This window comes from Streptomyces sp. NPDC015130, assembly GCF_043080005.1.
In the GTDB taxonomy this organism is placed as follows: Bacteria; Actinomycetota; Actinomycetes; order Streptomycetales; family Streptomycetaceae; genus Streptomyces.
Map to the genome: position 1 here is coordinate 1 of NZ_JBIBVC010000033.1, position 26,915 is coordinate 26,915.

The following is a 26,915-nucleotide window of genomic DNA, read 5'->3' on the forward strand; positions in this document are numbered from 1 at the left end:
CCGATACTGGATGTATCGGGGTGATCCCGACAACGCGGCGAGCGTGCGTGCCAGACCCCGTCGGGCAGGCGGGACTTTCGCAACACGCCCTAGCGGCCGTCCGACATCCTCAGCATCGGGAAGCTGCCCGTGTTCGTCGGCGCGTGGTCCGGCAGCCACAGCACCGCGATCGCGCCGCCCACCCCGCCGGGGGCCGCCGCGGCCGCCACGTTCCGGAAGGTCAGCCGGGCCCCGAGCACCCGTGCCTGGCCCGCCGCGATGGTCAGCCCCAGGCCGTGCCCCTGGCCCGCGCGGTCGCTCGTCCCCGTACGGAAGCGGCTCGGGCCCTCCTTGAGGAGCGCCTCGGGGAAGCCGGGACCGTGGTCCCTGACCCGGACGACACGGCCCTCGACGGTGACCTCCACCGGCGGCTTGCCGTGCTTGGCGGCGTTCGCGAGCAGATTGCCCAGGATGCGCTCCAGACGGCGCGGGTCGGTGCTCACCCAGGAGTCGTGGACGACCCGGACGACCACCTCCGGGTCGAGCGCCCGCACCCGCCGCTCCACGAACTCGCCCAGCGCGATCTCCTGGAGCTCGGCCCGCTCCGACGCGCTGTCGAGCCGTGCCACCTCCAGGACGTCCTCGACCAGCGTCCGCATCGCCTGCGCCCGGTCCCGGACGAGCTCGGTCGGCCGCCCCGGCGGCAGCAGCTCGGCCGCCGTGAGCAGCCCGGTCACGGGGGTGCGCAGCTCGTGTGCGATGTCCGCGGTGACCCGGCGCTCGGCCTCGATCCGCTCGTTCAGGGCGTCGGTCAGGCCGTCGATCGCCCGGGCCAGCTCGTCGGTCTCGTCCCGGACGACCCCGCCGATCGCGTCCCGTACCCGTACGTCCGTGTTGCCCTGGGCGACCCGCCCGGCCGCGGCGGCGGCCTTCCGCAGCCGTCGCGAGAGCTGGCCGCCGATGAGCACGCCGAGGGCGCAGCCGCCGAACACCACCGAGACCGAGCCGATGACGAGCGCCCGGTCCAGATCGTTCATGATCGCCGTGCTGCGGTCGGCGAAGGGGATGTGCAGCGACAGGACGTCGCCGTTGGCGAGCGGCACCGCGGCCCACACGTCGGGCGGCCCGCCGTGCCGGTGCTCCTGCACGAACGTGCCACGCCGCCGGTCCCGCATCAGCTGGTCGAGCTGGGACGGCAGGGCCGGGTCGTTGATCTTCGTGCCGAAGCGGGGTTCCTTCGGCTTCGACGTCTCGTACATCCGCTGGGCGAAGAGCAGCCGCTCCATCTGCACCTCGCGCGCGTTGTCGAGCATCGAGATGCGGGCGGCGTTGTGCACGACCACGCTCAGCGTGACCGCGATGAGCGCGCCGACCGCCGCGATGGCGACGGCGATCTTCCAGCGGACCCCGGTACGGAGGGCCGGCGGCTTCACGGGTCGGAATGACACCCTCTGACCCTCTAGCCCTTGAGCTTGTAGCCGAAGCCCCGGACCGTCTCGATCCGGTCCTGGCCGATCTTGGCGCGCAGTCGCTGGACATGGACGTCCACCACCCGGGTGTCGCCGCCCCAGCCGTAGTCCCAGACCCGCTCCAGGAGCTTGTCGCGGGACAGCACGGTGCCGGGAGCCGACGAGAACTCCAGGAGCAGGCGCATCTCGGTCGGGGTCAGCGCCACCGGCGATCCGTCCTTGCGGACCTCCATGCCCTCGGTGTCGACCTCCAGGTCACCGAAGGCGAGCAGCCCGCCGCCGTCCGCCGACCCGTCCCCGTGCTCGCCCGGACCGGAGCCGCCCGCGTGCCCGAAGCGCCGCAGGACGGCGCGGATGCGGGCCATGAGGACGGCTCCGTCGAAGGGCTTCGTGACGTAGTCGTCGGCCCCGGCCTCCAGGCCCAGGACGACGTCGATCGAGTCGGCGCGCGCCGACAGCATGATCACGGGCACGGTCGACTCGTCACGGATGCGGCGGCAGAGGCTGACGCCGTCCATGCCCGGCAGCATCACGTCGAGGAGGGCGATGTCCGGCCGCTGCGCCCGGAAGGCGTCCAGACCGGAGAGACCGTCGGGCATCGCGGTGACCCGGAAGCCGTCCCGCTCCAGGGCGAGCTGGGTGGCCTCACGGATGACGTCGTCGTCCTCGACGAACAGGACATGGGTTTCGGCCATCGTGCGTGCCCTTCAGGGGGTCTGTGCTGCTGGGTGGTGCGGGCGGTGCGGACAGGGCGAGAAGTCCGGGTGGTGGTGCCGTGGGCGTGGTGGCCGGGGCGGTCAGCTCGCGTCGGAGGGGGGTTCGCTCGGGGCCGGCTCCACCGCGGCCTCGCCGTCCCCGACGGCACGGCTGTAGTCGTTGTGCACCCAGTCGTGCTGGGTGAACCTGTTCCCCGACCAGCGGTACGTGATCACGTCCTCGCCCGAGGGATACGCGACCGGGTCGCCCTTCGCGTACACCTGCTTGGTGACGATCAGATCGCCCCGGTCGATCGTCCCGTAGACCGCCGCGTCCTCCGCCATGAACACGTTCTCGTACCGGTCGCTCTGCTTCCGGTAGACGTACGTGCCGATGCCCACGGCATCGCCGCAGGTCATCACGTTGACGACGACATCGGGGGCGGCGCTGCCCGTGAGGTTCCCGTAGGAGGCGTCGACCGGGTACGCGTCCGCGACGCACGGCTTCAGGTCGTCCTTCAGCCGCTCGCCGATCTTCGGGTCCTCCTTGAGCAGCGCGATCGGATCCACCCGCTCGGCGGACTGCGGACCGCTGGTCGCGGCGGGGGAGGAGGGGCTGGGCGCCGCGGCGGCGGTCTCGTCGACGCGGGCCGCGCCCTCGTCGCGGGAGCCCGTGCCCCCGGTGGAGCAGGCGGCGACGGACAGCCCGACGGCGACGAGCCCGGCCACCGCCGTCACGCTCGCCGCCTTGACGGTACGGCGAGGGCGGCGCCGCCCGGTGCCGTACCGGTCGTCGCCGCCTGCTCTGCCGCCGTCCACTTCGCCGTCGTCGGCTCTGCCGCCGTCAGCTCTGCCGTCGCCGGTCTCGGCGTCTAGGCCGCGCACCGCCCCCGCCCCCCTTCGAGGCCTCGTACGTCCGCACGCTCTCCCGTCCGGCCCAGGGCACGGGCGTCGAGGTCGCGGCTCTCCAGCTCCTGACGGAGCCGGGCCAGCGCGCGGTGGAGCGTGGACTTCACCGTACCCGTCGACATCCCGAGCGCGGCGGCCGTCTCCTCGGTGCTCATCTGCTCCCAGTGCCGGAGGACGACGACGCTGCGCTGCTTCGGCGCGAGCACCTTCAGGACGTCCATGAGGAGGGCCCGGTCGGCGTGCTGCTCGGTCGGGTCGTCGACGCTCGCGTCCGGGAGCTGCTCCGTGGGGACCTCTTCGAGCTTGCGGGAGCGCCACCACTCGGTCCGGGTGTTGATCATGACCCGGCGCAGGTAGGCGTCGGCGAGGGACTTGTCGGCGATGCCGTCCCAGCGGCCGTACGTCCTGGCCAGCGCGGTCTGGAGGAGGTCCTGGGCGTCGACCGGGTCGGGGACGAGACGACGGGCACTGCGCAGCAGCGCGTCCTGCCGCGTGCGTACGTACTCCTCGAAGTCGAGCACCTCTCCGTGCCTCATCCGAACCGCCTCCATCCCCGTGACCAGCCATTTCCTCGTGTCGTGGACGACGCTACGGAGGCTGTGTCACGAGGCTGTGCGGGGCAGCCGTCGGTCGACGCACGGCTACCCATCGGTTGTGTAACAGCGGGAACGGAAGAGGTTTCGAGGCGGCCGCTCCGGGAGAGCGACCGCCTCGGCGGAACCACGACGTCGGGAGAGCTGTCGGCAGATCGGTCAGGGGACCAACAGGCAGATCAGCCAGGACATCGGTCGGGACATCGGTCCGGACATCGGTCGGGACATCGGTCCGGACATCGGTCGGGACATCAGCGGGGAGGCCGTCGGGAGAGAGGCGGCATCAGGACAGCGGCAGGCGGTACAGCCCGCCCTCCAGCGGCTCGACGAGTCCGTCCGCGACCAGGCCGTCCAGCGCCCTGGCCCGCTGCACCGGCTCGTCCCAGACCGCGTCCAGGGCCGCCTGCTCCACCGAGTCCGTCGCCTCCCGCAGCACCGCGAGGAGCCGGCCCCGGACCTGCCGGTCCGTGCCCGCGTACGTCTGGCCGCGCCGCGGCGGGCCGTCGTGCGCCGGCTTCCCCGCCAGCTGCCACGCGCAGCGCTCGGCGATAGGGCAGCGCCCGCAGTCCTCGTTCCGCGCCGTGCAGACCAGGGCGCCCAGCTCCATCGAGGCCGCGGCCCAGCGGGAGGCCGTCGCCTCGTCCTCCGGGAGCAGCGCCCGGGCGAGCCGGCGTTCGGCGGCCGTGGTCGCGTTCGGCGGGTACTGGACACCGGTCGCCGCCCGCGCGAAGACCCGGCGCACGTTCGTGTCCAGGACCGCGTGCCGCTGCCCGTACGCGAAGGAGGCCACCGCGGCCGCCGTGTACTCGCCGATCCCGGGCAGCGCGAGCAGCTGCCCGTGGTCGCGGGGGACGTCGCCGCGGTGGCGTTCCGTTATGGCCGTGGCCGCCGCGTGCAGGCGCAGGGCCCGGCGCGGATAGCCGAGCCTGCCCCAGGCGCGGACGGCCTCGCCGGGGGCCTCGGCCGCCAGGTCGGCCGGGCGCGGCCAGCGCGCGAGCCACTGCTCGTACACCGGGAGGACCCGGACGACGGGGGTCTGCTGGAGCATGAACTCGCTGACCATCACCCCCCAGGCGCCGGCCTCGGGACGGCGCCAGGGCAGGTCGCGGGCGTGCCGGTCGAACCAGGCGAGGACGGGCCCGTGCAGCTCCGGGGGGAGGGAGGGGGCCACGGGGGCCGGGGGGCCGGGGGGAGTGTCGATGGAAGTCATGGCACCTCCGATCCTGGCACGTCCGCGACGGGATCAGCGCCCGCCGTGGCGCGCGCGCTCGGGCCGGTCGGTGTGCGGGGAGGCGTACGCGTGCGAAGAGGCGTGCGGGGCGGCGTGCGCCCGGGGTCCGCGCCCCGCGCACCACACGACGGCCGAGCTCCGGCTCGACCTGGCCGTCTCCACCAGCGACCGCACCGGACGCTCGGCCGCCCGCATGACGAGGAAGGCGACCAGGGCGCCGAGCAGCACGCCGACGGTCACGTCGTGCGGGTAGTGCACGCCGACGAAGACCCGGGAGAAGGCCATGAGCAGTGCCATCGGCACGGTCAGCCAGACCATCCCGCGCCAGGACAGGGCGAGCGCGACGGCGGCGGCGCCCGCGATGGCCGAGTGGTTGCTGGGGAAGGACCAGTCGCCGTACGGCGGGCACTCCACGAGCGCGGCGGGCGCCCCGAGCACCGCCCGGCACGGCCGCTCCTCGTCGATCAGCGACTTCGTCCCCTCGCTCACCACGTAACCGAAGGCGGTGGCGAGCGGGGCGAGCAGCGCGAGCGCCATCAGTCCGCTCGATCCTTCGCGGGAGCGCCACCAGCCGGCCAGGAACAGCACGCCGAAGAGCAGCAGCCCCGCCTCGGTCCACACCTCCGCGAGCCACTGGAACCAGTGCGGGGTGGAGTGGGCGAAGTCGGCGACGTCGAGGTAGAGCCGATCGGAGAGGTCGAGGAGGGAGTCCATGGTGGATGACGCTAACCGGAATTCGGAGCTCGGCGCCCCGCGCCAACGGCCAGAGCGACCCCCGACGAAAGTGGGGGGCGGTCCGGATCCCGTCGATTCCGTTCCCTTCTGGGCCTGTTCGGGAAAAGTTCCCGGTGCCGAAGTATGTGATCATCGGCAAAACTTGGTGCCTCGGGCGGCGGGTGGGGCGGGAGTTGGGCCGGATCTCTCGTAAGGTTCGGGTCGTGGGATCTTTGCGCAATCCGGTCGGGCCGCTTCCCTCCACCATCTACTGGCGACGGAGGGCGGTGGCGGCGTGCCTGGTGGCGGTTCTCGCCCTGCTCGCCGTGTGGGCCGTCACCTCGGGCGACGGCGACGGGAAGAAGTCGAACGACGCCGCCAACGGCTCGTCGCCCACGCCCCCTTCGATCACCCCGGGCCCGGCCGGCACCGGCCCGGCGATCAGCCAACAGCCCGGCGGCCGTGACGAGTCGGACGAATCCGACGGATCCGGCTCGGGTTCCGGTTCCGGTGACGCGTCGGGCGACGGCGGCAGCGGCGACGGCGGTTCCGCCGGATCGGGTACGGACGCGGGCGCGGGCTCCGGTTCGGGCGGCGACGCCGGTACGGACGCGGGGGCCGGCGGCACCGGGAAGAACGGCGACACCGACGGCGCGGGCGGCGACGGCGGCGCGGGCACCGGCGCGGGGCAGCGGGTTCCGGCCAATTCTCCGCTCCCGAACTGCCCGGCCGGGGCACTGCAGTTGAGCCTCCGCAGCACCAAGGTCTCCTTCGAGGCGGGCGAGAGGCCCCGCTTCCACCTGGTCGCCAGGAACACCTCGGACACCGCCTGCAAGGCCGACTTCGGCCCGCGCGGCGCCGTGCTGACGATCAGCGACAAGCAGGCCGACGTGGTCTGGGCCTCCGACCACTGCCCGAGCCCCGGCGACCCGCTCCTGCTGAGCGTCCCCGCGCGGACCACGGTCACCCACACCGTGGAGTGGGACCGCGGGCACAGCGCCCCGAAGTGCGCCACGGCCCCGGCGGGCCAGGCCGGCCCCGGGACGTACCTGGTGGAAGCGACGATGGCGGGCGCGAAGGTGGCCCCGGCCTCGTTCACCCTGGCCAAGGACTGAGCGGAAGACGACGGAGGCCCGGCCGCACGGCCGGGCCACCACGGGATCAGGAACACGCCCTAGGGCGTGTTGCGAAAGTCCCGCCTGCCCGACGGCGTCTGGCACGCACGCTCGCCGCGTTGTCGGGATCACCCCGATACATCCAGTATCGGGGCGACCCTCCGCCTTGCGATCGCACGCACCAGACGCCGTCGGGCCCGCCCTTCGGGCGGCCGGCGCTACTTTCGCAACACGCCCTAGACGTACCGCTCCAGGATCGAGGACTCCGCGAGCCGCGAGAGGCCCTCGCGCACGCTGCGGGCGCGGGCCTCGCCGACCCCGTCGACGGTCTGGAGGTCGTCGACACTGGCCGCGAGCAGCTTCTGCAGCCCGCCGAAGTGCTCCACGAGCCGCTCGATGATCGCGCCCGGCAGTCGCGGTACCTTCGCGAGGAGCCGGTAGCCGCGCGGGGAGACGGCCGAGTCGAGGGTCTCGGGCGAACCGCTGTAGCCCAGTGCCCTCGCCACGACGGGAAGTTCGAGCAGCTCGGTGTGGCTGAGCGCGTCCAGCTCGGTGAGCGCCTCGGCGACCGTCCGCGAGCGCTTGGCGGTGGGCTCGGGCACGTAGTCCCGGACGACCAGCTCGCGCTCCGGCTCCACGCCCGCGATCAGCTCGTCGAGCTGGAGCGACAGGAGCCGTCCGTCGGTGCCGAGCTCGACCACGTACTCGGCGATCTCGGTGGCGATCCGGCGCACCATCTCCAGGCGCTGGGCGACGGCGGTGACGTCCCGGACCGTGACCAGGTCCTCGATCTCCAGCGCGGAGAGCGTGCCGGCGACCTCGTCGAGCCGGAGCTTGTACCGCTCCAGGGTCGCGAGCGCCTGGTTGGCGCGGGAGAGGATCGCGGCCGACTCCTCCAGGACCCGGCGCTCGCCGTTCACGTACAGCGCGATCAGACGCATCGACTGCGAGACGGAGACGACCGGGAAGTTGCACTGCTTGGAGACCCGGTCCGCGGTGCGGTGGCGGGTGCCGGTCTCCTCGGTGGGGATGGAGGCGTCCGGGACCAGCTGCACACCGGCGCGGTGGATCTTGGTGATGTCCTTGTCGAGGACGAGCGCGCCGTCGAGCTTGCACAGCTCGCGCAGGCGCGTCGCGGCGAACTCGACGTCCAGCACGAAGCCGCCGGTGGCCATCGCGTCGACCGTCTTGTCCAGGCCCAGCACGATGAGACCGCCCGTGTTCCCGCGGAGGATCCGCTCCAGGCCGTCACGCAGCGCCGTACCCGGCGCGACGGCGCTCAGGGCGGCGCGCATCAGCGCTTCGTTGCCGGAGCTCGCGCCGGACTTCCCGGGAGCTGCCGCCCCGTCCTTCGCTGCCACTGCACTCCTCCGGCTCGTACGGATGGGCGAGACCAGGGCAAAGTCTAGCGACACCACCCCGCCACCCTCCGCCTCACGCCGCTCAAGGGCGCGACGGAAGGGCCCGAGGGTGCCCGGTCGTGCCCCCTCGCCTACCCCCGAAGCCCCCTCGTCTACCCCCGCCGACGCTTTCGTACGCCCTCGGTCACCCCGTTCGACGCCCTGGCCGGCCCCCCCCGTCCTACGCCCTCGGCCTCCCCGTACGACGTCCTCGGCCACGCGCGTACGACGCGCTCCCAGCCGTCCCCGTACGACGCGCTCGGTCGTCCCCGTACGACGCTCTCGGCCGCCCCCGTACGACGGTCCTCCGGAACCGCTCGGCGCGACCCCGCGCCGGCGGCCGCTACCCCTCCGCGCTCTCCGAGCGCGGGGCGCGGCGGGTACGGGGCAGGACGCGCAGGGCGTCGCCCATGTCCGCGACCTCTGTCACCTTCATGCCGGCCGGCACCTTGCCGGGATCCGGCGGGACCAGCGCGTGCGTGAAGCCCAGCCGGTGCGCCTCGGCCAGCCGGCGCTGGACGCCCGTCACCCGGCGGACCTCGCCCGCGAGCCCGACCTCGCCGATCGCGACCAGGTTCTTCGGGAGCGGGGTGTCGCTCGCCGCGGAGGCGAGCGCGAGCGCGATCGCCAGGTCGGCCGCGGGCTCGGACAGCTTCACCCCGCCCACGGTCGCGCTGTAGATGTCGCGCTTGCCCAGCGCGCTGATCCGGCCCCGCTGCTCCAGGACCGCCAGCATCATCGAGACCCGGGAGGTCTCCAGGCCGGAGACGGTCCGGCGCGGGGAGGGGATCTGGGAGTCCACGGTCAGCGACTGGACCTCGGCGACGAGCGGCCGGCGGCCCTCCAGGGTCACCGTCAGACAGGTGCCCGGCACGGCCACGTCACGCCGGGTCAGGAAGAGCCCGGACGGATCGGCGAGACCCGTGATGCCCTCGTCGTGCAGCTCGAAGCAGCCGACCTCGTCCGTCGCCCCGTACCGGTTCTTCACGCCCCGGACCAGGCGAAGGCGCGCGTGCCGGTCGCCCTCGAAGCTGAGGACGACGTCGACCAGGTGCTCCAGGAGCCGGGGTCCGGCGATGGCGCCGTCCTTGGTGACGTGGCCGACGAGGAGCGTGGACATGCCCCGCTCCTTGGAGGCCCGGATGAGCGCCCCGGCGACCTCGCGGACCTGCGCCATGCCGCCGGGCGCGCCGTCGATCTCGGGGGAGGCGACCGTCTGCACCGAGTCCATGATCAGCAGCGCGGGCTTCACGGCGTCGAGGTGACCGAGGACGGCCGACAGATCGGTCTCGGCCGCCAGGTACAGATGGTCGCTGAGCGCGCCGATCCGGTCGGCGCGCAGCCGGACCTGGCTCGCGGACTCCTCGCCCGTGACGTACAGCGTGCGGTGCTCGTCGCTCGCCGCCTTGGCCGCCACGTCGAGCAGGAGCGTGGACTTGCCGACGCCCGGCTCGCCCGCGAGCAGCACGACGGCGCCGGGCACGAGGCCCCCGCCGAGGACCCGGTCCAGCTCGTCGACGCCGGTCGAGCGGGCGGTCGCCTGCCGGCCGTCGACCTGTCCGATCGGGAGCGCGGCCGTGGAGACCCGGCCGGCCGCGGTGGTCCGGACGGCGGGCGCGCCGTACTCCTCGACCGTCCCCCAGGCCTGGCACTCGGGGCAGCGGCCGAGCCACTTGGCCGTCTGCCAGCCGCACTCGGTGCAGCGGTAGGACGGCCGGTCCTTGGCGGTTTTCGTACGGGCAGCCATGGTCCACACCGTAGCCGTCCCCACTGACAGCGGGGTCCGAGGCCCGTCCGGCGGGCCACGGCAGGGGCCGCGGCCTGTCCGATCCGGGTCCGCCGGGCAGGCCCCAGACCCGAGCCCGTCCTCGATCGAGTGACGGAATGTGAGGTTCCTGTCCCCCTTCGAGCGATACCTTCACCCGTAAGAATGAGAAGTGCTCGACCGGTACGAGGAGCGCGTCCCGCCCTGCCTACCGTCGCCCCGTGACGAGCAGCAGGCTGGATCCCCCCACACGCACCACCGGCGCACACCGGGCGCACCGCGGCGCCGCGGAGCAGGGACCGCGCACGCTCGGCCAGCGGCCCCCCGCCCGGTACGAGGCCGCCCTCGACGGCCTCTACACGTACTGCCTCTCCGTGCTCTGCGAGCACGACACGGCCACCGCCGTCCTCGGCGACGTCCTGGCGGTCGCCGAGCGCCACTTCGGCCGCTGCCCCTCCGACGCGGAGGGCCGGACCGCCTGGCTGTACGCCCTCGCCCGCTGGGCCTGCCTGCGCAGCCTCGCCGAGCAGCGCCGCAAGCGTCAGGGCGCCCACACCGGCCGCCCCGCCGTCACCGCGCCCGAGCCGCCCCCGGTCTCCGAGGAGGTCGCCGAGCGCCGCCGCGCCGAACTGGCCAGGCTGGCCTGGCCCGAGGCCGCCGGCACCACCCCCGAGCAGCGCGAGGCCCTGGAGCTCGCCGTCCGGCACGGTCTGAGCCACCGGCAGGTCGCGGCCGTGCTCTCCCTCGACCCGCTCGCCGCCCGTGAGCTCCTCGCCACCGCCGGCTGCGAGGTCGAGCGGACCCGGGCCGCCCTCGCCGTCGTCGAGACCGGCAGCTGTCCCACCGTCGCCCGGCTCACCGGCGACAACCGGGTGCTCCTCTCCGCCGCCCTCCGCGCCGAGCTCGTCCGGCACGTCGACGACTGCCCGACCTGCCGCCGGGCCGCCGAGCGGGTCGGCGCCGCCGGCCCCTGGCCCGGCGCCGGCGCCCTGCCCCCGGACCGGCTGCCACTCGTCGACGCGCCCCGGGCCGCCGCGTACATGGCGATGCTGCACGTCCCACGCGCGCGTGCCGGTGCCCCGCGCTTCTCCCCGACCGGTTTCCCGATGGACCCCAAGGACCACTCGGCCCGCCGCGACCGGCTGCGGGCCCGCGCGATGACGACCACCGTCGTCGCGGCCGTCGTGGCCGCCCCGGTCCTCGCGCTGTGGACCTCGTACCGCGGCACACCGGCCGCCGACGAGGGGATCCCCGGCGGCACCAGGATCAGCGCGCGCGAGGCCGACGAACCGGTGGACGAGGACGGCCGCCCGTACGACCACTACGAGAACGCGGGCAACGCCCGCACCACCCCCGAGCCCCGCTTCACCCGCGGCAGCCGCTCCCCGGACGTCTCGGTCGAGATCCTCAGCCCCGGAGGCCCCACCGGCACCGGGGGCCCCACCCGGCCCGGCGACCCCGCCCCCGGCCACCTGACGGTCGGCGCGCGCTGCTCCGGGGACCTGACGATGCTCACGCTCACCGCCGACGGCGGCGCGTCCGTCACCTGGTCGCTGTGGACGGACGCCCCCTGGCTGTACGTGAGCCGGGCCTCCGGCACCCTCCGCCCCGGCGAGACGATCACGGTCGTCGTACGCGTCGACCACGGGCGGGAACCGTCGGGCGCCTGGAGCGCCCGGGTCGGCGTGAACCCCTCGGGCGCCGTCGTCAGGATCAACGGCCGGGGCGAGACCGCCCCGCCGCGGGCCGCCGGCCCGGTCGCCCCGCCGCCGAGGACGATCGATCCGACCACACCGCCCACGAGCCCCCCGCCGAGCCCGCCGACCTCGCCCCCGACGAGCCCGCCGACCACGGAGCCGACGACACCCCCGACGACGCCTCCGCCCACGACGGAGCCGACCACGCCTCCGCCGACCACGCCCCCGCCGACGACCGAACCGACCACCCCGCCGCCCACGACGGAGCCGACGACACCCCCGCCCACGACCGAGCCCGGCCCGACGGACCCGGGCACGACGGACCCGGGCACGCCCGCGCCGACGACGGACGACCCACCGCCGTCCGGCCCCACGCCCTAGGGCGTGTTGCGAAAGTCCCGCCTGCCCGGCGGCGCCTGGCACGCACGCTCGCCGCGTTGTCGGGATCACCCCGATACATCCAGTATCGGGGCGACCCTCCGCCTTGCGATCGCACGCACCAGACGCCGTCGGGCCCGCCCTTCGGGCGGCCGGCGCTACTTTCGCAACACGCCCTAGGAGACCGGGTCGGCCGGGTGCGGGGCCACCAGCGGCAGCTGCGAGGCCAGCCGGGCCTCGCACAGCCCGACGAGGACCTCGTACGCCTGCTTGCCCATCATCTCCGTGAGCTCCGGCCGGTACGTCACGTAGACGGGCTCCCCGGCCCCGTGCGCCGAGGTGGCCGAGGTGCACCACCAGTGCAGGTCGTGGCCGCCCGGACCCCAGCCCCGGCGGTCGTACTCGCCGATCGACACCTGCAGGACCCGGGTGTCGTCGGGCCGGTCGATCCACTCGTACGTCCGGCGCACCGGCAGCTGCCAGCACACGTCCGGCTTGGTCTCCAGCGGCTCCTTGCCCTCCTTCAGGGCCAGGATGTGCAGCGAGCAGCCCGCGCCGCCCGCGAAACCGGGACGGTTCTGGAAGATGCAGGAGCCCTCCCAGCGCCGGGTCTGCCGGTCGCCGTCCTCGTCGAGCTGCACCCAGCCCGACTCCGTACCGACGTCGTGGAACTGCCACAGCTCGGGCGTGAGCCGGGCCACGTGCGACGCGACCCGCTTCTCGTCGTCCTCGTCCGAGAAGTGCGCGCCCAGCGTGCAGCAGCCGTCGTCGGCCCGGCCCGCCTGGATGCCCTGGCAGCCGCTGCCGAAGATGCAGGTCCAGCGCGAGGTCAGCCAGGTCAGGTCGCAGCGGAAGACCTGCTCGGCATCGGCCGGATCGGGGAACTCGACCCACGCGCGCGCGAAGTCCAGCCCCTTCTCGTCCGGCTCCACGCCCTTGCCCCGCTTCTTGGCGCTCTTCACGGCCTTCTCCGCTCCACCGGCCTTGCCGGCCTTACCGGTCCTGCCGGCCTTGCTCGCCTTGCCGGCCCTCACAGCGTCGCCGCTGGTGTCCTTGCCCGGCTTCTCCTGCTTCGTCTTTGGCACAACGCCAAGCGTATGCGGGTCGGCGCAGTAGCGTTCCGCCCATGAGACTCGGAGTCCTCGACGTCGGTTCGAACACAGTGCACCTGCTGGTGGTGGACGCCCACCCCGGGGCCCGCCCGCTGCCCGCCCACTCCCACAAGGCGGAGCTGCGGCTCGCCGAGCTCCTCGACGCGGGGGGCGCCATCGCGCCCGGCGGCGTCGAGCGGCTGATCGGCACCGTCCGGGAGGCCCTCCAGGCGGCCGAGGACAAGGGCTGCGAGGAAGTGCTGCCGTTCGCGACCTCCGCCGTGCGCGAGGCGACCAACGCCGACGCCGTCCTGGCCCGGGTCAAGGACGAGACCGGGGTCGACCTCCAGGTCCTCACCGGCGAGGAGGAGGCCCGGCTCACCTTCCTCGCCGCCCGCCGCTGGTTCGGCTGGTCCGCGGGCAAGCTCCTGCTCCTCGACATCGGCGGCGGCTCCCTGGAGGTCGCGTACGGCATCGACGAGGACCCGGACACCGCCGTCTCGCTGCCGCTCGGCGCCGGCCGCCTCACCTCGGGCTGGCTGCCCGGCGACCCGGCCGCCAGCGACGACGTGAAGGCGCTGCGCCGGCACGTCCGGGCGCAGATCGCTCGTACGGTCGGCGAGTTCAGCCGCTTCGGCCGCCCCGACCACGTCGTGGCCACCTCCAAGACCTTCAAACAGCTCGCCAGGATCGCGGGCGCGCCCGGCTCGGGGGACGGGCTGTACGTCCAGCGGGTCCTGACCCGCAAGTCCCTGGAGGAATGGGTCCCGCGCCTCGCCGCGATGACCGTCCCCGAGCGCGCGGCCCTGCCGGGCGTCTCGGAGGGCCGCGCCCCGCAGCTCCTCGCGGGCGCGCTCGTCGCGGAGGGCGCGATGGACCTGCTCGGCGTGGAGGAGCTGGAGATCTGCCCGTGGGCGCTGCGCGAGGGCGTCATCCTCCGCCGCCTGGACCACCTCCCGGAGGAGTGACGCCCACCCGGGCACCCGCCACGCGCGCGTGCCCGGCCCGGCACCCCCGAAGACCGCGTCCCCCTGTCCGTACCCCGGCCACGCGCGCGTGCCGCAGGCCACCCGGCCCCGCACGTGCCCCCGCCACACGCGCGTGTCCCCGGCCCCGCCACACGCGCGTGCCCCCGGCCCCGCACGTGCCCCCGGCCCCGCCACACGCGCGTGCCCCCGACCCCAGGCCACGCGCGCGTGGCCGCCCCCGGCGTGACCCGAACCACCCCCCGGCCCCCCGGCCCGCCCCGTACCCTGTCTGGGTGGCAGAACCAGTGGTGCGCATCCCGGATGCGAAGGTCGCCCTGTCGACGGCCTCGGTCTATCCGGAGTCGACGGCGACGGCCTTCGAGATCGCCGCGCGCCTCGGGTACGACGGCGTCGAGGTCATGGTGTGGACCGACCCCGTCAGCCAGGACGTCGAGGCGCTGCGCCGCCTCTCCGACTACCACCAGGTCCCGATCCTGGCCGTCCACGCCCCCTGTCTCCTCATCACCCAGCGCGTCTGGTCCACCGACCCGTGGGTCAAGCTCCAGCGCGCGCAGGCCGCCGCCGAGCGGCTCGGCGCGTCGACGGTCGTCGTCCACCCGCCCTTCCGCTGGCAGCGCCAGTACGCGAAGGACTTCGTCACCGGCATCTGGCGGATGGCGGACGAGACCGACGTCCGGTTCGCCGTGGAGAACATGTACCCGTGGCGGTACAAGGACCGCGAGATGCTCGCGTACGCCCCCGAGTGGGACGTCACGAAGGACGACTACCGGCACTTCACCGTCGACCTCTCGCACACCGCGACCGCCCGCACCGACGCCCTCGCGATGATCGACCGCATGGGCGACCGCCTCGGCCACGTCCACCTCGCCGACGGCAAGGGCTCCGCCAAGGACGAGCACCTGGTCCCCGGGCGCGGCACCCAGCCCTGCGCCGAGCTCCTGGAGCGGCTCGCGCTCACCGGCTTCGACGGCCACGTCGTCATCGAGGTCAACACCCGTCGCGCGATGTCAGCCGCCGAACGCGAGGCCGACCTCGCCGAGGCCCTCGCCTTCACCCGCCTCCACCTCGCGTCCGCCGCGGGCCGCCCCTCCCGACCGGCGGAACGGGCCCCGCGCCCATGACCGACCCGGCACCCCGCCGGCGCGGCCGCCCGTCCCGTACCGGGGAGGACGGCGGACCAGGCGCGCGCGAACGCATCCTGGAGGCGGCCCGCGCGCAGTTCGCGGAGCGCGGGTACGACAAGGCCTCCGTCCGCGGCATCGCCAAGGCGGCGGGCGTGGACCCGGCGCTCGTGCACCACTACTTCGGCACGAAGGACGAGGTCTTCGCCGCCGCGATCGAGGTCTCCTTCGAGCCGGCCCTCGTCGTCCCGGCGATCCTCGGCGGCCCGCGCGAGGCCATCGGCGAGCGGCTCGCCCGCTTCTTCATCGGCGTCTGGGAGAACCCGGTCAGCCGCGCCCCGCTCCTCGCGATCGTCCGCTCCGCGCTGACCCACGAGGCCGCGGCCAAGGTGCTGCGGACCTTCGTCCTCCGCCGCCTCCTGGAGAAGATCGCGGCGGAACTCGACGTACCGGAGCCGAGCTTCCGGGCGGAGCTGGCCGCCTCCCACATGATCGGCATCGTGATCCTGCGGTACGTGATCCAGGTCGAGCCGCTGGCCTCGGCGGACCCGGAGGAGATCGTGGCCCAGGTGGCACCGACGCTCCAGCGGTACCTGACCGAGAGCTGAAAGCCTCACGGACGGAGAACCGCAGGCTCCATCGGCCTCACCGGCCCCAGCTGACCGAAACGTGAACGAGCCGTCCGGCATACGGACAGGCTGTCCAGATCTTGGAGCGTCGGCGTACGCTCGAAGGCAAGCACACCCATCACGAGGAGCGAGCGACGATGCCCGAGCTGAGGTCCCGCACAGTCACCCACGGCCGCAACATGGCGGGCGCACGCGCCCTTATGCGCGCCTCCGGTGTACCGGGCGCGGACATCGGCCGTAAGCCGATCATCGCGGTCGCCAACTCCTTCACGGAGTTCGTCCCCGGCCACACCCACCTCCAGCCGGTCGGGCGGATCGTCTCCGAGGCCATCACGGCCGCCGGCGGCATCGCCCGTGAGTTCAACACGATCGCCGTCGACGACGGCATCGCGATGGGCCACGGCGGCATGCTCTACAGCCTCCCGTCCCGCGACCTGATCGCGGACAGCGTGGAGTACATGGTCGAGGCGCACTGCGCCGACGCGCTGATCTGCATCTCCAACTGCGACAAGATCACCCCCGGCATGCTGATGGCCGCCCTGCGCCTCAACATCCCGACGGTCTTCGTCTCCGGCGGGCCGATGGAGTCCGGCCGCGCCACCCTCGTCGACGGCACGGTCCGCACCCTCGACCTGGTCGACGCGATCTCCGACGCCGTGAACCCCAACATCTCGGACGAGGACATCGCCCGGATCGAGGAGAACGCCTGTCCGACCTGCGGGTCCTGTTCCGGCATGTTCACCGCCAACTCGATGAACTGCCTGACCGAGGCGATCGGCCTCTCCCTCCCCGGCAACGGCTCGCTGCTCGCGACCCACACCGGCCGCAAGGCGCTGTACGAGAACGCGGCGCGCACGGTCGTCGACATCACCCGCCGGTACTACGACGAGGACGACGCCTCCGTCCTGCCGCGCTCGATCGCGACCCGCGCGGCCTTCGAGAACGCCATGGCGCTCGACATCGCCATGGGCGGCTCGACCAACACGATCCTGCACCTGCTCGCCGCCGCCCAGGAGGCCGAGCTCGACTACGGCCTCAGCGACATGGACGAGGTCTCGCGCCGGGTGCCCTGCCTGGCCAAGGTCGCCCCGAACGTCGCCAAGGACCGCACGTACTACATGGAGGACGTGCACCGGGCGGGCGGCATCCCGGCCATCCTCGGCGAGCTCTACCGCGCCGGCCTCCTCAACGAGGACGTCAGCTCCGTCCACTCCAGCTCCGTCAAGGACTGGCTGGAGACCTGGGACGTGCGCGGCGGCTCCCCGTCGGACGAGGCCGTCGAGCTGTTCCACGCGGCCCCGGGCTGCGTCCGCTCGGCGACCGCCTTCTCGCAGTCCGAGCGCTGGGAGGCGCTGGACCTGGACGCGGCCGGCGGCTGCATCCGCGACGCGGCCCACGCGTACTCGAAGGACGGCGGCCTCGCGGTCCTGCGCGGCAACCTGGCCGTGGACGGCTGTGTCGTGAAGACGGCCGGCGTCGACGAGTCGATCTGGACCTTCGAGGGCCCTGCCGTCGTCTGCGAGTCGCAGGACGAGGCCGTCGAGAAGATCCTCAACAAGCAGGTCAAGGACGGCGACGTGGTCGTCATCCGCTACGAGGGCCCGCGCGGCGGCCCCGGCATGCAGGAGATGCTCTACCCGACCTCCTTCCTCAAGGGCCGGGGCCTGGGCAAGACCTGCGCGCTGGTCACGGACGGCCGCTTCTCCGGCGGTACGTCGGGCCTGTCCATCGGCCACGCCTCCCCGGAGGCGGCCTCGGGCGGCACGATCGCGCTCGTCGAGGACGGCGACCGGATCCGCATCGACATCCCGAGCCGTTCGATCGAGCTCCTCGTCGACGAGGCCACCCTGGCGTCCCGCCGCTCCGCGCTCGGCGGCGTGTACGCGCCGAAGAACCGCGAGCGCAAGGTCTCGGCGGCGCTGAAGGCGTACGCGGCGATGGCGACGAGCGCCGACAAGGGCGCGGTCCGGGACGTGACGAAGCTGGGCTGAGCCCGGCACGGGAAGCGACTGGCTGACGTACGACGGCGGGGAGCGGGCACGAAGCCCGCTCCCCGCCGTCGTTCACGACCGCTGGTACGCGAGTACAGGGACCGCGCCGACGTGAGAACAAGGACCGCGCCGACGCGAGAACACGACCGTGCGCCGCTCGTGAGCGAGTACGCGACCGCCTACCGCGACGCCCCGGCACTCACCACGACTCGGGCTCGCGCGCGTCGACCGCGAAGACCGAGCCGTCGGGCGCCGTCCCGAACACCCGGTCGCCGGCCACCTGCGGCGCGGGAACCAGGGGCGCGTAACCGAGCCTGCCGTTCCGCAGCCGCGGCCGGGTCTGGCCGATCAGCGCCCCGCGGGCGGTGTTGACGGCGAGCAGCCGCCCGTCCTGGACGGAGAAGTACAGGCGGTCGTCGCCGCCGAGGACCGGTTCGGAGACGTTTCCGGCGCCCGTCTCCAGCTCCCACAGCACGCGCCCCTTCGGCGCGGCGGTGTCGAAGGCCACGAGGTGGCCGTTCGCGTCGAGGATGTGGACGACCGCACCGCGCACGGCCACGCCCCGGACGTCGATCCGGTGGGGCAGAGCCAGCCGCCGCACGGAGTCCGCCGAGCCGTCGGGGCCGATCAGCAGCAGTCCGTCGATCAGCGGGTCCTGGTAGTGGTCGGCGAGGACCAGCGCTCCGTCGCCGGTGCGGCCCAGCGGCGCGAGATCGCCGTCCATGTTCCGCTGCCAGACCACCTCGCCGGTCCGGGGACGGACCGTGCCGATCCGGGTGCTCGTCCCGTCGGCCGAGACCTCGGAGACGGCCAGCAGCCCGGAAGGGGCGTCGTACGCGCCGAGCCGCGGGACCGAGAACCCGGTCAGACCGTGCCGCCAGAGCTCCTTGCCGCTCCGGCTGTCGAGGGCCCGGAGCCCGCCCCGCCCGTCGGCCAGGACGACGGCGGTGCCGGCGGGCCGGTACAGCTCGGGGGAGGGCCCGGTCTGGCCGGCGCCCCACCCCGGCGTGCCGCTCCCGGCGTCGTACGCCCGGAGCGGGCCCGTGGGGGCGGCGGCACCGACGAGGCCGTCGGCCAGGAGGTCGGGAGCGGTCGGGGTCTCCGAGTCGATGGGGGTGGTCCGCGACCAGAGGACCCGCCCCGTCACGGGGTCGAGCCGCGCGATGCCGACGCCCCGGGCCACGCAGTACAGCGCGCCGCCGCCGTGCGCGCAGGCGGGGGCGGCCGTCGGGCCCCGCTCCTGGAGCGGGGTGCGCCAGCCGGCGAAGGCCGTGGCGACCTCGTCCGGGCGGCCGGGGGCCGCGGGCCCGCCGTCCGCGGGGGTGCTCAGTGCCCCGTACAAACCGGCGCCGGTCAGCGCGAGCACGGCGACGACCGCGGCGGTCAGCCGCGGACGGATCCGGAGGCGCCGGCGGGCCGGGGGAGTCACGGTGGTGGACCGGACCGGGGTGTCCGCATCCCACGCGGGGCAGACCCCGGGCCTGCTCTCCGGGAGGGTGGGGCGCCGCCGCTGCGCCGGTATGAACGCCTCCGCCTCGTACGAGGGCGGCAGCAGTGCCGACATGATCTCGGCGGGGGTCGGCCGGTCGGCGGGATCCTTGGCGAGGCAGCGCGCGACGAGCGGCGCCAGCTCCTCCGGGACGTCGGTCAGATCCGGCTCGTCGTGGACGACCTGGTAGGCCACGATGTACGGGCTGTCGGAGTCGAACGGGCCGTGCCCGGTCGCCGCGTGCACCAGGACCGAGCCGAGCGCGAAGACGTCCGCCGCGGGCCCGACCTCCCGGGGCCGCTGGAACTGCTCGGGGGCCATGAAGGGCGGCGAGCCGATCAGCTTCCCCGTCTCCGTGTGCAGGTCGCTGTCCACGGGCCGGGAGATGCCGAAGTCGATGACCTTCGGGCCGGTGTCGGTGAGCAGGACGTTGCTCGGCTTGAGGTCCCGGTGGACGACTCCGGCGCGGTGGATGTCGCGCAGTGCCTCCGCGAGCCCGGCGGTGAGCCGGCGCAGTTCGGCGGGGGACAGGGGGCCGTTCCGCTTCACCTGGTCGGCGAGGGTCGGCCCGGGCACGTAGAGCGTGGCCATCCAGGGGCGCACGGCATCGGGGTCGGCGTCGACGACCGGGGCGGTGAAGGCCCCGCTCACCCGCCGGGCGGCCGCGACCTCCTGGCGGAAACGGGCCCTGAACTCGGGGTCCTCCGCATACCGAGCGTGTACGACCTTGACCGCGAGCCGCAGGCCGGAGGCCGAGGCGGCGAGATGGACGACCCCCATGCCGCCGGACCCGAGACATGCCTGGAGGCGGTAGTCGCCCGCGTACTCGGGCCCCTCCGCATCCCGGTCGGCGCCGGTACTGCGCAACGGTGGCATCGCCCACCCCCGTGTGATTCCCCGTCACATCACGCGCGTGCGCGACCCGACGGAGCCTAGTCCATGGCACCCGCGAAGTCGGAGGGGCTTGCTAGCCTGCGCGTCGCAGAGAGTGAAACTCGGCGTAGCGTTTTTGCGCCACAGGGGGAGGACACCATGGGAACCGACGACAAGCAGCCCACGGCGGACGTCACGACGGCGGCGACGGCCGCGGTGAAGCGCTACGCGATCGCCCCGGGCTACCGGGTCAACGTGCGCTCCGGTCCGAGCACCCAGTACGCGATCGTCCGGTCGCTGCCCGCCGGCTCCACGGTCCCGATCCACTGCCAGAAGCCCGGCGAATGGGTCAGCGGCCCGTACGGCACCACCAACCTCTGGGACAGCATCGCCCCGGGCGAGTACGTCTCCGACGCCTACGTGAAGACGGGCAGCGACGGCTACGTCGCACCGCGCTGCGCCTGAGGCCCTCCCGTGCGGCTCCAGGGATAATCGACCCTGTGAGCGACGAAGAGCAGAACCCCGGCACGGAGCAGACCCCCGGCGCGACGGCAGCGGGCCCGCAGCCCGAGGAGATCCGTTTCTTCGGTACGACCTGGGTCGACCACTCCGGCCACTACGGGCTGCGCCGCGTCGGCGTGGCCGTCGGCGCGCTGGCCGCCGCGGTCGCGGCCTGCTTCGTGCTGCGCTTCGCCTACGAAGGCCTGGAGATCGCGGACATCGGCGGCTTCGTCAACCTGCTGGTCGTCGTCATGTTCGCGGTCTGCAGCGCCATCGCCTTCCGCAAGACCTGGGAGGGCTTCACGACCCGGCCCACCGACCCGGGCCGCGAGGAGTCGCTGCGCAGCCTGAAGGCGATCGGCTTCATCGGCTCGCTCCTCGCCTACTTCGTCCGCTGCTTCACCGAGGCCCCCGGCGAGCAGCTGCGCCGCACGGAGTACGAGACGTCCCGCGCCCAGTACGAGAAGCGCCGGGGCGCCCGCACGGGCAACCCGGCCGCCCGCAAGAAGCCCAAGCCCAAGCGCAAGTAGCCGCAGCACCCCACCCGGCACCCCGGCAGGCACCCCACCCGGCAGCGCACCAGGCACCCCACCCCGCAGCCCGCCCGACCTGTCCGCGTCCTTGACGGCCGGCACCCCCAGGAGCACTATTCATCACATGATGAATTCCCCGACGGGCGCGACAGCCTCGACGGAACCGGCCCGGGCGACCGACGACACCCCCGCCGTCACCGCCCGCGCCCTCACCGCGGTCCGAGGCGAACGCACCGTCCTCCGCGAGCTCGACTTCACCGTCCCGGCCGGCCGCATCACCGGCCTCCTCGGCCCCTCCGGCTGCGGCAAGACCACCCTCATGCGCGCGATCGTCGGCACCCAGGCCAAGGTCGGCGGCACCCTCCAGGTCCTCGGCCGCCCCGCGGGCGACCCCACCCTCCGCTCCCGCATCGGCTACGTCACCCAGGCCCCCTCCGTCTACGACGACCTCACCGTCCGCCAGAACCTCGACTACTTCGCCGCGGTCCTCCTCCCCGGCCGCGCCCACCGCCACGACCGCGCCGCCGCCGTCGACCGGGCCATCACCGACGTCGACCTCACCTCGCACGCCGACGCCCTCGCCGGCCGGCTCTCCGGAGGCCAGCGCAGCAGGGTCTCCCTCGCCGTCGCCCTCCTCGGCACCCCCGAACTGCTCGTCCTCGACGAACCCACCGTCGGCCTCGACCCCGTCCTCCGCCGCGACCTGTGGGACCTCTTCCACCAGATCGCGGCCGACCGCGGAACCACCCTCCTCATCTCCTCCCACGTCATGGACGAGGCGGAGCGCTGCCACCGCCTCCTCCTCATGCGCGAGGGCGAGATCCTCGCCGAGGACACCCCGGAAGCCCTCCGCCGCCGCAACGACACGGCCACCGTCGAAGAGGCCTTCCTCCACCTCGTCGACGCGGCGGCAGCCCGCTCGGCACACCCCCGCACCACCGACGAGGAGCCCCGCACATGAACGGCGCCCGCACCCTCGCGACAGCGGCCCGCGTCCTGCGTCAGCTGCGCCACGACCCCCGCTCGATCGCCCTGATGCTCCTCGTCCCCTGCCTGATGCTCTTCCTGCTCCGGTACGTGTTCGACGGAAGCCCCGGCACCTTCGACAACATCGGCGCCTCCCTGCTCGGGATCTTCCCGCTCATCACGATGTTCCTGGTGACCTCCATCGCCACCCTCAGGGAACGCACCTCCGGCACCCTGGAACGCCTCCTCGCCATGCCCCTCGGCAAGGCCGACCTCATCGCCGGCTACGCCCTCGCCTTCGGCCTCCTCGCCGTCCTCCAGTCGACCCTCGCCACCGGCCTCGCCGTCTGGTTCCTCGGCCTCGACGTCGTCGGCTCCCCCTGGCTCCTCCTCCTGGTCGCCCTCCTCGACGCCCTCCTCGGCACCGCCCTCGGCCTCTTCGTCTCCGCCTTCGCCGCCTCCGAGTTCCAGGCCGTCCAGTTCATGCCGGCCGTGATCTTCCCCCAACTCCTCCTCTGCGGCCTGTTCACCCCACGCGACCGGATGGCCCCCGCCCTCGAAGCGATCTCCGACGCCCTCCCCATGTCGTACGCCGTCGACGGCATGAACCAGGTCCTCCGCCACCCCGACATCACCGGCGCCTTCGTCCGCGACGCCCTCGTCGTCGCAGGCTGCGCCGTCCTCGTCCTCGCCCTCGGCGCGGCCACCCTCCGCCGCCGCACGGCCTGACCGCCCCTCGGACACCCACGCGCAACCGGCTCCGCCGATGCGAGGATGACCGGACATACCCCCTCCGGCGAGGTGAAAGACCCATGACGCAGACCGTCGCAGTCCTCGGCACCGGCAAGATCGGTGAAGCACTCCTCAGCGGCATGATCCGCGCAGGCTGGCGCCCCGCGAACCTCCTCGTCACCGCCCGCCGCAGCGAACGCGCCGAGGAACTCCACGCCCGCTACGGCGTCGAGGCCGTCACCAACGCCGAGGCCGCCAAGCGCGCCGACACCCTCATCCTCGCCGTCAAGCCCCAGGACATGGGCCGCCTCCTCGACGAGCTCGCCCCCCACGTCGCCACCGACCGCCTCGTCATCAGCGCCGCCGCCGGCATCCCCACCTCCTTCATCGAGGAGCGCCTCACCACCGGCACCCCGGTCGTCCGCGTCATGCCCAACACCCCCGTCCTCGTCGACGAAGGCATGTCCGTCATCTCCGGCGGCAGCCACGCCACCCCCGCCCACCTCGTCCACACCGAGGAGATCTTCGGCGGCGTCGGCAAGACCCTCCGCGTCCCCGAGTCCCAGCAGGACGCGGCCACCGCCCTCTCCGGCTCCGGCCCGGCCTACTTCTACTTCCTCGTCGAGGCCATGACCGACGCCGGCATCCTCCTCGGCCTCCCCCGCGCCCAGGCCCACGACCTCATCGTCCAGGCTGCCATCGGCGCCGCCGTGATGCTCCGCGACAGCGGCGAACACCCCGTCAAGCTCCGCGAGGCCGTCACCTCCCCGGCCGGCACCACCATCAGCGCCATCCGCGAACTGGAGAACCACGGCGTACGGGCCGCCCTCATCGCCGCCCTCGAAGCCGCCCGCGACCGCAGCCGCGAGCTCGCCTCCGGCAACGGCTGACCTACCCGGCCGAGACAGCCCCCTTCACCACGTCCAACGTGGCCACGACCCGGGCGAACCGCCCACCGTGCAGCGACACCGCCGTCGCCCGGGTCAGCTCCTCCGCCGTCTGCACCCAGCCGAACGGCCCCTCCAGGTCGAAGGTGTGCATCGCGTCCAGGGGGAACAGCACCTCGTAACCGAGGTTCCCGCCCATCCGGGCCGTCGTCTCGTTGCACATGTTCGTCTGGATCCCGACGATCACGATCTGCCCGCGGCGCCCATCAGCGGCTCCGCCGCGGGCGACCCCCTTCAGCCAGGCGTCCAGATCCGGCTCCCCGTAGAACGCCGAGTTCACGCTCTTCGTGACCAGCAGCTCCGGCCCGGAGCCCTTCCCCCTCCGCTCCTCGACGAAGTCCTTGAACTCGTTCCCCGCCGTCCCCGGCTGCAGGGGCGAGCCCTCCTGCACCGAGTCGTGCCGCACGAAGACGACCGGCCGCCCCGTCTCCTGCCACATATCGATCAGAGCCGCGATGTTCCCCTCGGCCTCCGGGTTGTTCCGCCGACCCCAGTAGTCGAGCTCGAAGCCCTTCTGCACGTCGACGACCACCAGCGCTGCGTTCTCGTTGATCTCCATGCCCACGATCCTGACCCGCCGGAGCCCGTCGCCCCAGAAGGAGAAAAGCCAGCGATCGATGCTTTACTGCCACCCATGGCAGCCCCCCAGCGCATCGCCCTCCTCTCCTTCCCCGGCATCCGCGCCTTCGACGTCTCCGTCGTCACCGAGGTCTGGGGCAGCGACCGCACCCTCCGCTCCGTCCCGCCCTTCGAACTCCGCAGGGTCGCCGCCGACCCGCACACCCCCATCCCCCTCCGCGGCGGACTCACCCTCACCCCCGACCGCCCCCTCACCTGGCTCGACGAACTCACCACCACGGACCTCGTCCTCGTCCCCGGCATCGAGGACCCCGACGACGACCTCCCGACCCCCCTCCTCGAAGCCCTCCGCCACGCCCACACCGCGGGCATCCCCGTCGCCTCCCTCTGCGCGGGCGCCTTCGTCCTCGCCCGAGCCGGACTCCTCGACGGTCGCAGGGCCGTCACCCACTGGCACCTGGCCGAGACACTCGCCACCCGCCACCCCGAGATCCGCGTCGAGCCCGACGCGCTCTTCGTGGAGGACTCGGGCATCTGGACCTCCGCCGGCACGGCCGCCGGTATCGACCTCTGCCTCCACCTCGTCCGCACGGCCCACGGCGCGGAAGCCGCCGCCACGATCGCCCGCTCCATGGTCACCGCCCCCTTCCGCACGGGCACCCAGGCCCAGTTCATCGAGCACCCCACCCCACGCGCCGACCGCGACGCCGATGCCCTCGCCACCGTCCGCGCCCACGCGCTCGCCCACCTCGACCAGCCCCACACCGTCGCGAGCCTCGCGGCCCACGCCGGAATGTCCCCTCGCTCCTTCGCCCGCCACTTCCAGGCCACCACCGGAACCACCCCCCTGCACTGGCTCATCACCCAGCGCATCGCCGCCGCACAGAAACTCCTCGAACGCACCGACCACCCCCTCCCCGAGGTCGCCCGCCGCGCGGGCTTCGGCAGCGAGGTCACGATGCGCCAGCACTTCGCCTCGCACCTCGCCACCAGCCCGCGCGACTACCGCAACGCCTTCCGTCACCCCGCGGGCAACAACCCGATCGCCCGATAGGCCCGGTCCACCAGAGGCCGCGCCATCCCCCTGGCCCGCTCGGCCCCGTCCCGTAGCACCTGATCCACATGGCCCTGATCCGCCGCGAGCTCCGCATGCCGCTCACGCAGCGGCCTCAGCAGCTCCACGACCGCATCCGCCGTGTCCTTCTTCAACGCTCCGTACGATGGATATACACCGGCCAGCTCCTCCGGGTTCCCACCCGTCGCGGCCGCCATCAGATCGAGCAGATTTGCGATCCCCGGCTTGACGTCACGGTCGTACTCCACGTCCCGCCCGCTGTCGGTCACGGCCCGCATGATCTTTCGCCGCACGGTCTCCGAGTCGTCCAGCAGATAGACGATGCCCGCCCCGTTCGCGTGCGACTTCCCCATCTTCGACGTGGGGTCCTGCAGATCCATGACCCGCGCGGCCACCCTCGGCGAAGTCGCCCGGGGCACGGTGAAGGTGTGCCCGTATCGCTGGTTGAACCGCACGGCCAGGTCCCGCGTCAGCTCGACGTGCTGCGTCTGGTCCTCACCCACCGGCACCTCATCGGCCCCGTACGCCAGGATGTCCGCCGCCATCAGCACCGGATACGTGAGCAACGACAGCCGCACACCCGCCCCGGCGGCCCGCGCCGACACGCTCTTCTCCTTGTACTGGATCATCCGCCGCAGCTCGCCGTCCGTGGCCGTGCACTCCAGCAGGTACGAGAGACGGGCGTGCTCGTCCACATGGCTCTGCACGAACAGCGTGCAGAGCCTCGGATCCAGCCCCGCGGCCAGCAACAGCGTCGCCGCCTGCCGGCTCAGCCGCCGCACCCGCCCCGGATCGTGCTCCACGGTCAGCGCGTGCAGGTCCACGACGCTGAACAGCGCCTCCGCCCCGTGCTGGTCCACCTCGACCCACCGACGTACGGCCCCGAGGTAGTTGCCCAGCGTCAGATGCCCGGTGGGCTTGATCCCGCTGAAGATCCTCTTCATCGCGTTCCTTCTCCCTCAGCCACGGGCCGCCGACCCGACGGCCCGGCTCCCGGAGGGGGATACGCGAACGGCCGCCGGAACGGCGGCCGCTTGGTGCATGCGCGAGTGCGGGCCGCCGGTCAGGCGGCCCACCACTGGGTGGTGTGCGCATGCGTAGTCATACGGAGAGGCTACGCCCGAGGCCCGGGGTTGACACGGGATTACGGGATCCGTAGTGTTCTCCGAGTTGTCCGACGTGAGCACCGGCCCCGGCCGGCCCCGGACAGCCATTCCGCAAGACCCACAGAAGCTGACGACGCTTTGCCGCGCCGTCTCGCTTTTCGTGTGTTTTTGCGAAATGAGGAATCCGCGTTCGAAGGTCTGAGCGCAAGCCGCCCGATTAGCGTCGGAGGCAGGAATTCGCTAAAGTCTCACTCGTCGGAACGGCCCAACAGCCGGAAAGACAAACCCCGCTGACTGGGGGTCAGGCGCCGAAAGGACCTGATAGAGTCGGAACCGCCGGAAGGGCCC

24 protein-coding genes are annotated in these 26,915 nt (G+C 73.3%); 12 read left to right on the forward strand and 12 right to left on the reverse strand.

The window, feature by feature from the left end; all coding sequences use genetic code 11:
* Positions 1-89: 89 nt before the first annotated feature.
* The 6 genes from cseC to ACF08F_RS37330 form a co-directional block, all read right to left on the reverse strand.
* Positions 90-1,412: a two-component system sensor histidine kinase CseC gene (cseC, locus tag ACF08F_RS37305; protein ID WP_392303025.1), complete on the reverse strand. Its 1,323-nt coding sequence runs from the start codon at positions 1,410-1,412 to the stop codon at positions 90-92.
* 26 nt (positions 1,413-1,438) lie between these two features.
* Complete coding sequence (cseB, locus tag ACF08F_RS37310) at positions 1,439-2,143, reverse strand: two-component system response regulator CseB (RefSeq protein ID WP_392303005.1); 705 nt, start codon at positions 2,141-2,143, stop codon at positions 1,439-1,441.
* Between the two features lie 102 nt (positions 2,144-2,245).
* Positions 2,246-3,028, reverse strand: a complete 783-nt coding sequence (locus ACF08F_RS37315) for a hypothetical protein (protein ID WP_392303006.1) — start codon at positions 3,026-3,028, stop codon at positions 2,246-2,248.
* Complete coding sequence (locus ACF08F_RS37320) at positions 3,016-3,588, reverse strand: SigE family RNA polymerase sigma factor (RefSeq protein WP_392303007.1); 573 nt, start codon at positions 3,586-3,588, stop codon at positions 3,016-3,018. The genes ACF08F_RS37315 and ACF08F_RS37320 overlap by 13 nt, the downstream gene beginning before the upstream one ends.
* Before the next feature lie 340 nt (positions 3,589-3,928).
* Positions 3,929-4,855 carry an A/G-specific adenine glycosylase gene (locus ACF08F_RS37325; RefSeq protein WP_392303008.1) on the reverse strand — a complete coding sequence of 309 codons (927 nt, stop codon included), beginning with the start codon at positions 4,853-4,855 and terminating at the stop codon, positions 3,929-3,931.
* A 33-nt stretch (positions 4,856-4,888) separates the two neighbouring features.
* On the reverse strand, positions 4,889-5,590 hold the full coding sequence (locus ACF08F_RS37330; RefSeq protein WP_392303009.1) for a phosphatase PAP2 family protein: 702 nt from the start codon (positions 5,588-5,590) through the stop codon (positions 4,889-4,891).
* A gap of 224 nt (positions 5,591-5,814) precedes the next feature.
* Here ACF08F_RS37330 and ACF08F_RS37335 point away from each other — a divergent pair, with 224 nt between their 5' ends.
* Entirely contained in the window at positions 5,815-6,705 is an 891-nt protein-coding gene (locus ACF08F_RS37335; protein WP_392303010.1) for a hypothetical protein, read from the forward strand.
* 236 nt (positions 6,706-6,941) lie between these two features.
* Here ACF08F_RS37335 and disA read toward each other — a convergent pair whose 3' ends face one another.
* Together disA and radA are read right to left on the reverse strand one after the other, a co-directional pair.
* Entirely contained in the window at positions 6,942-8,066 is a 1,125-nt protein-coding gene (disA, locus tag ACF08F_RS37340) for a DNA integrity scanning diadenylate cyclase DisA (protein WP_055642806.1), read from the reverse strand.
* Between the two features lie 382 nt (positions 8,067-8,448).
* Positions 8,449-9,852: a DNA repair protein RadA gene (gene radA / locus ACF08F_RS37345; protein WP_392303011.1), complete on the reverse strand. Its 1,404-nt coding sequence runs from the start codon at positions 9,850-9,852 to the stop codon at positions 8,449-8,451.
* A gap of 239 nt (positions 9,853-10,091) precedes the next feature.
* Here radA and ACF08F_RS37350 point away from each other — a divergent pair, with 239 nt between their 5' ends.
* Positions 10,092-11,948, forward strand: a complete 1,857-nt coding sequence (locus ACF08F_RS37350) for a hypothetical protein (RefSeq protein ID WP_392303012.1) — start codon at positions 10,092-10,094, stop codon at positions 11,946-11,948.
* Positions 11,949-12,121: 173 nt separating this feature from the next.
* On the opposite strand, the gene ACF08F_RS37355 is transcribed toward ACF08F_RS37350, so the two are convergent.
* Positions 12,122-12,907 (reverse strand): hypothetical protein, encoded by a 786-nt coding sequence (locus ACF08F_RS37355; RefSeq protein WP_392303026.1) that lies wholly within the window; start codon positions 12,905-12,907, stop codon positions 12,122-12,124.
* Positions 12,908-13,071: 164 nt separating this feature from the next.
* On the opposite strand from ACF08F_RS37355, the gene ACF08F_RS37360 reads away from it, so the two are divergent.
* The 4 genes from ACF08F_RS37360 (at position 13,072) to ilvD (ending at position 17,766) form a co-directional block, all read left to right on the forward strand.
* A complete protein-coding gene (locus ACF08F_RS37360; RefSeq protein WP_392303013.1) occupies positions 13,072-14,004 on the forward strand; it encodes a Ppx/GppA family phosphatase in 933 nt (310 codons plus the stop codon).
* Between the two features lie 293 nt (positions 14,005-14,297).
* Positions 14,298-15,146 (forward strand): sugar phosphate isomerase/epimerase, encoded by an 849-nt coding sequence (locus ACF08F_RS37365; protein ID WP_141300602.1) that lies wholly within the window; start codon positions 14,298-14,300, stop codon positions 15,144-15,146.
* Entirely contained in the window at positions 15,143-15,754 is a 612-nt protein-coding gene (locus tag ACF08F_RS37370) for a TetR family transcriptional regulator (RefSeq protein WP_392303014.1), read from the forward strand. The genes ACF08F_RS37365 and ACF08F_RS37370 overlap by 4 nt, the downstream gene beginning before the upstream one ends.
* A 158-nt stretch (positions 15,755-15,912) precedes the next feature.
* Entirely contained in the window at positions 15,913-17,766 is a 1,854-nt protein-coding gene (gene ilvD / locus ACF08F_RS37375; RefSeq protein WP_392303015.1) for a dihydroxy-acid dehydratase, read from the forward strand.
* Between the two features lie 199 nt (positions 17,767-17,965).
* Here the strand turns inward: ilvD and ACF08F_RS37380 are convergent, their stop codons facing one another.
* Complete coding sequence (locus ACF08F_RS37380; protein WP_392303016.1) at positions 17,966-20,131, reverse strand: PQQ-binding-like beta-propeller repeat protein; 2,166 nt, start codon at positions 20,129-20,131, stop codon at positions 17,966-17,968.
* Positions 20,132-20,287: 156 nt separating this feature from the next.
* On the opposite strand from ACF08F_RS37380, the gene ACF08F_RS37385 reads away from it, so the two are divergent.
* The 5 genes from ACF08F_RS37385 (at position 20,288) to proC (ending at position 23,750) form a co-directional block, all read left to right on the forward strand.
* Positions 20,288-20,593: an SH3 domain-containing protein gene (locus ACF08F_RS37385; RefSeq protein WP_392303017.1), complete on the forward strand. Its 306-nt coding sequence runs from the start codon at positions 20,288-20,290 to the stop codon at positions 20,591-20,593.
* Between the two features lie 35 nt (positions 20,594-20,628).
* A complete protein-coding gene (locus ACF08F_RS37390) occupies positions 20,629-21,159 on the forward strand; it encodes a hypothetical protein (protein WP_392303018.1) in 531 nt (176 codons plus the stop codon).
* A gap of 127 nt (positions 21,160-21,286) precedes the next feature.
* A complete protein-coding gene (locus ACF08F_RS37395) occupies positions 21,287-22,123 on the forward strand; it encodes an ABC transporter ATP-binding protein (RefSeq protein ID WP_392303019.1) in 837 nt (278 codons plus the stop codon).
* On the forward strand, positions 22,120-22,857 hold the full coding sequence (locus ACF08F_RS37400) for an ABC transporter permease (protein WP_392303020.1): 738 nt from the start codon (positions 22,120-22,122) through the stop codon (positions 22,855-22,857). The genes ACF08F_RS37395 and ACF08F_RS37400 overlap by 4 nt, the downstream gene beginning before the upstream one ends.
* 83 nt (positions 22,858-22,940) lie before the next feature.
* On the forward strand, positions 22,941-23,750 hold the full coding sequence (gene proC, locus ACF08F_RS37405) for a pyrroline-5-carboxylate reductase (protein WP_392303021.1): 810 nt from the start codon (positions 22,941-22,943) through the stop codon (positions 23,748-23,750).
* 1 nt (position 23,751) lies between these two features.
* Here the strand turns inward: proC and ACF08F_RS37410 are convergent, their stop codons facing one another.
* On the reverse strand, positions 23,752-24,366 hold the full coding sequence (locus ACF08F_RS37410) for a cysteine hydrolase family protein (protein ID WP_392303022.1): 615 nt from the start codon (positions 24,364-24,366) through the stop codon (positions 23,752-23,754).
* A 75-nt stretch (positions 24,367-24,441) separates the two neighbouring features.
* Here ACF08F_RS37410 and ACF08F_RS37415 point away from each other — a divergent pair, with 75 nt between their 5' ends.
* Positions 24,442-25,440: a GlxA family transcriptional regulator gene (locus tag ACF08F_RS37415; protein WP_392303023.1), complete on the forward strand. Its 999-nt coding sequence runs from the start codon at positions 24,442-24,444 to the stop codon at positions 25,438-25,440.
* On the opposite strand, the gene trpS is transcribed toward ACF08F_RS37415, so the two are convergent.
* On the reverse strand, positions 25,407-26,405 hold the full coding sequence (gene trpS, locus ACF08F_RS37420) for a tryptophan--tRNA ligase (protein WP_392303024.1): 999 nt from the start codon (positions 26,403-26,405) through the stop codon (positions 25,407-25,409). The genes ACF08F_RS37415 and trpS overlap by 34 nt on opposite strands.
* Positions 26,406-26,915 lie beyond the last annotated feature (510 nt).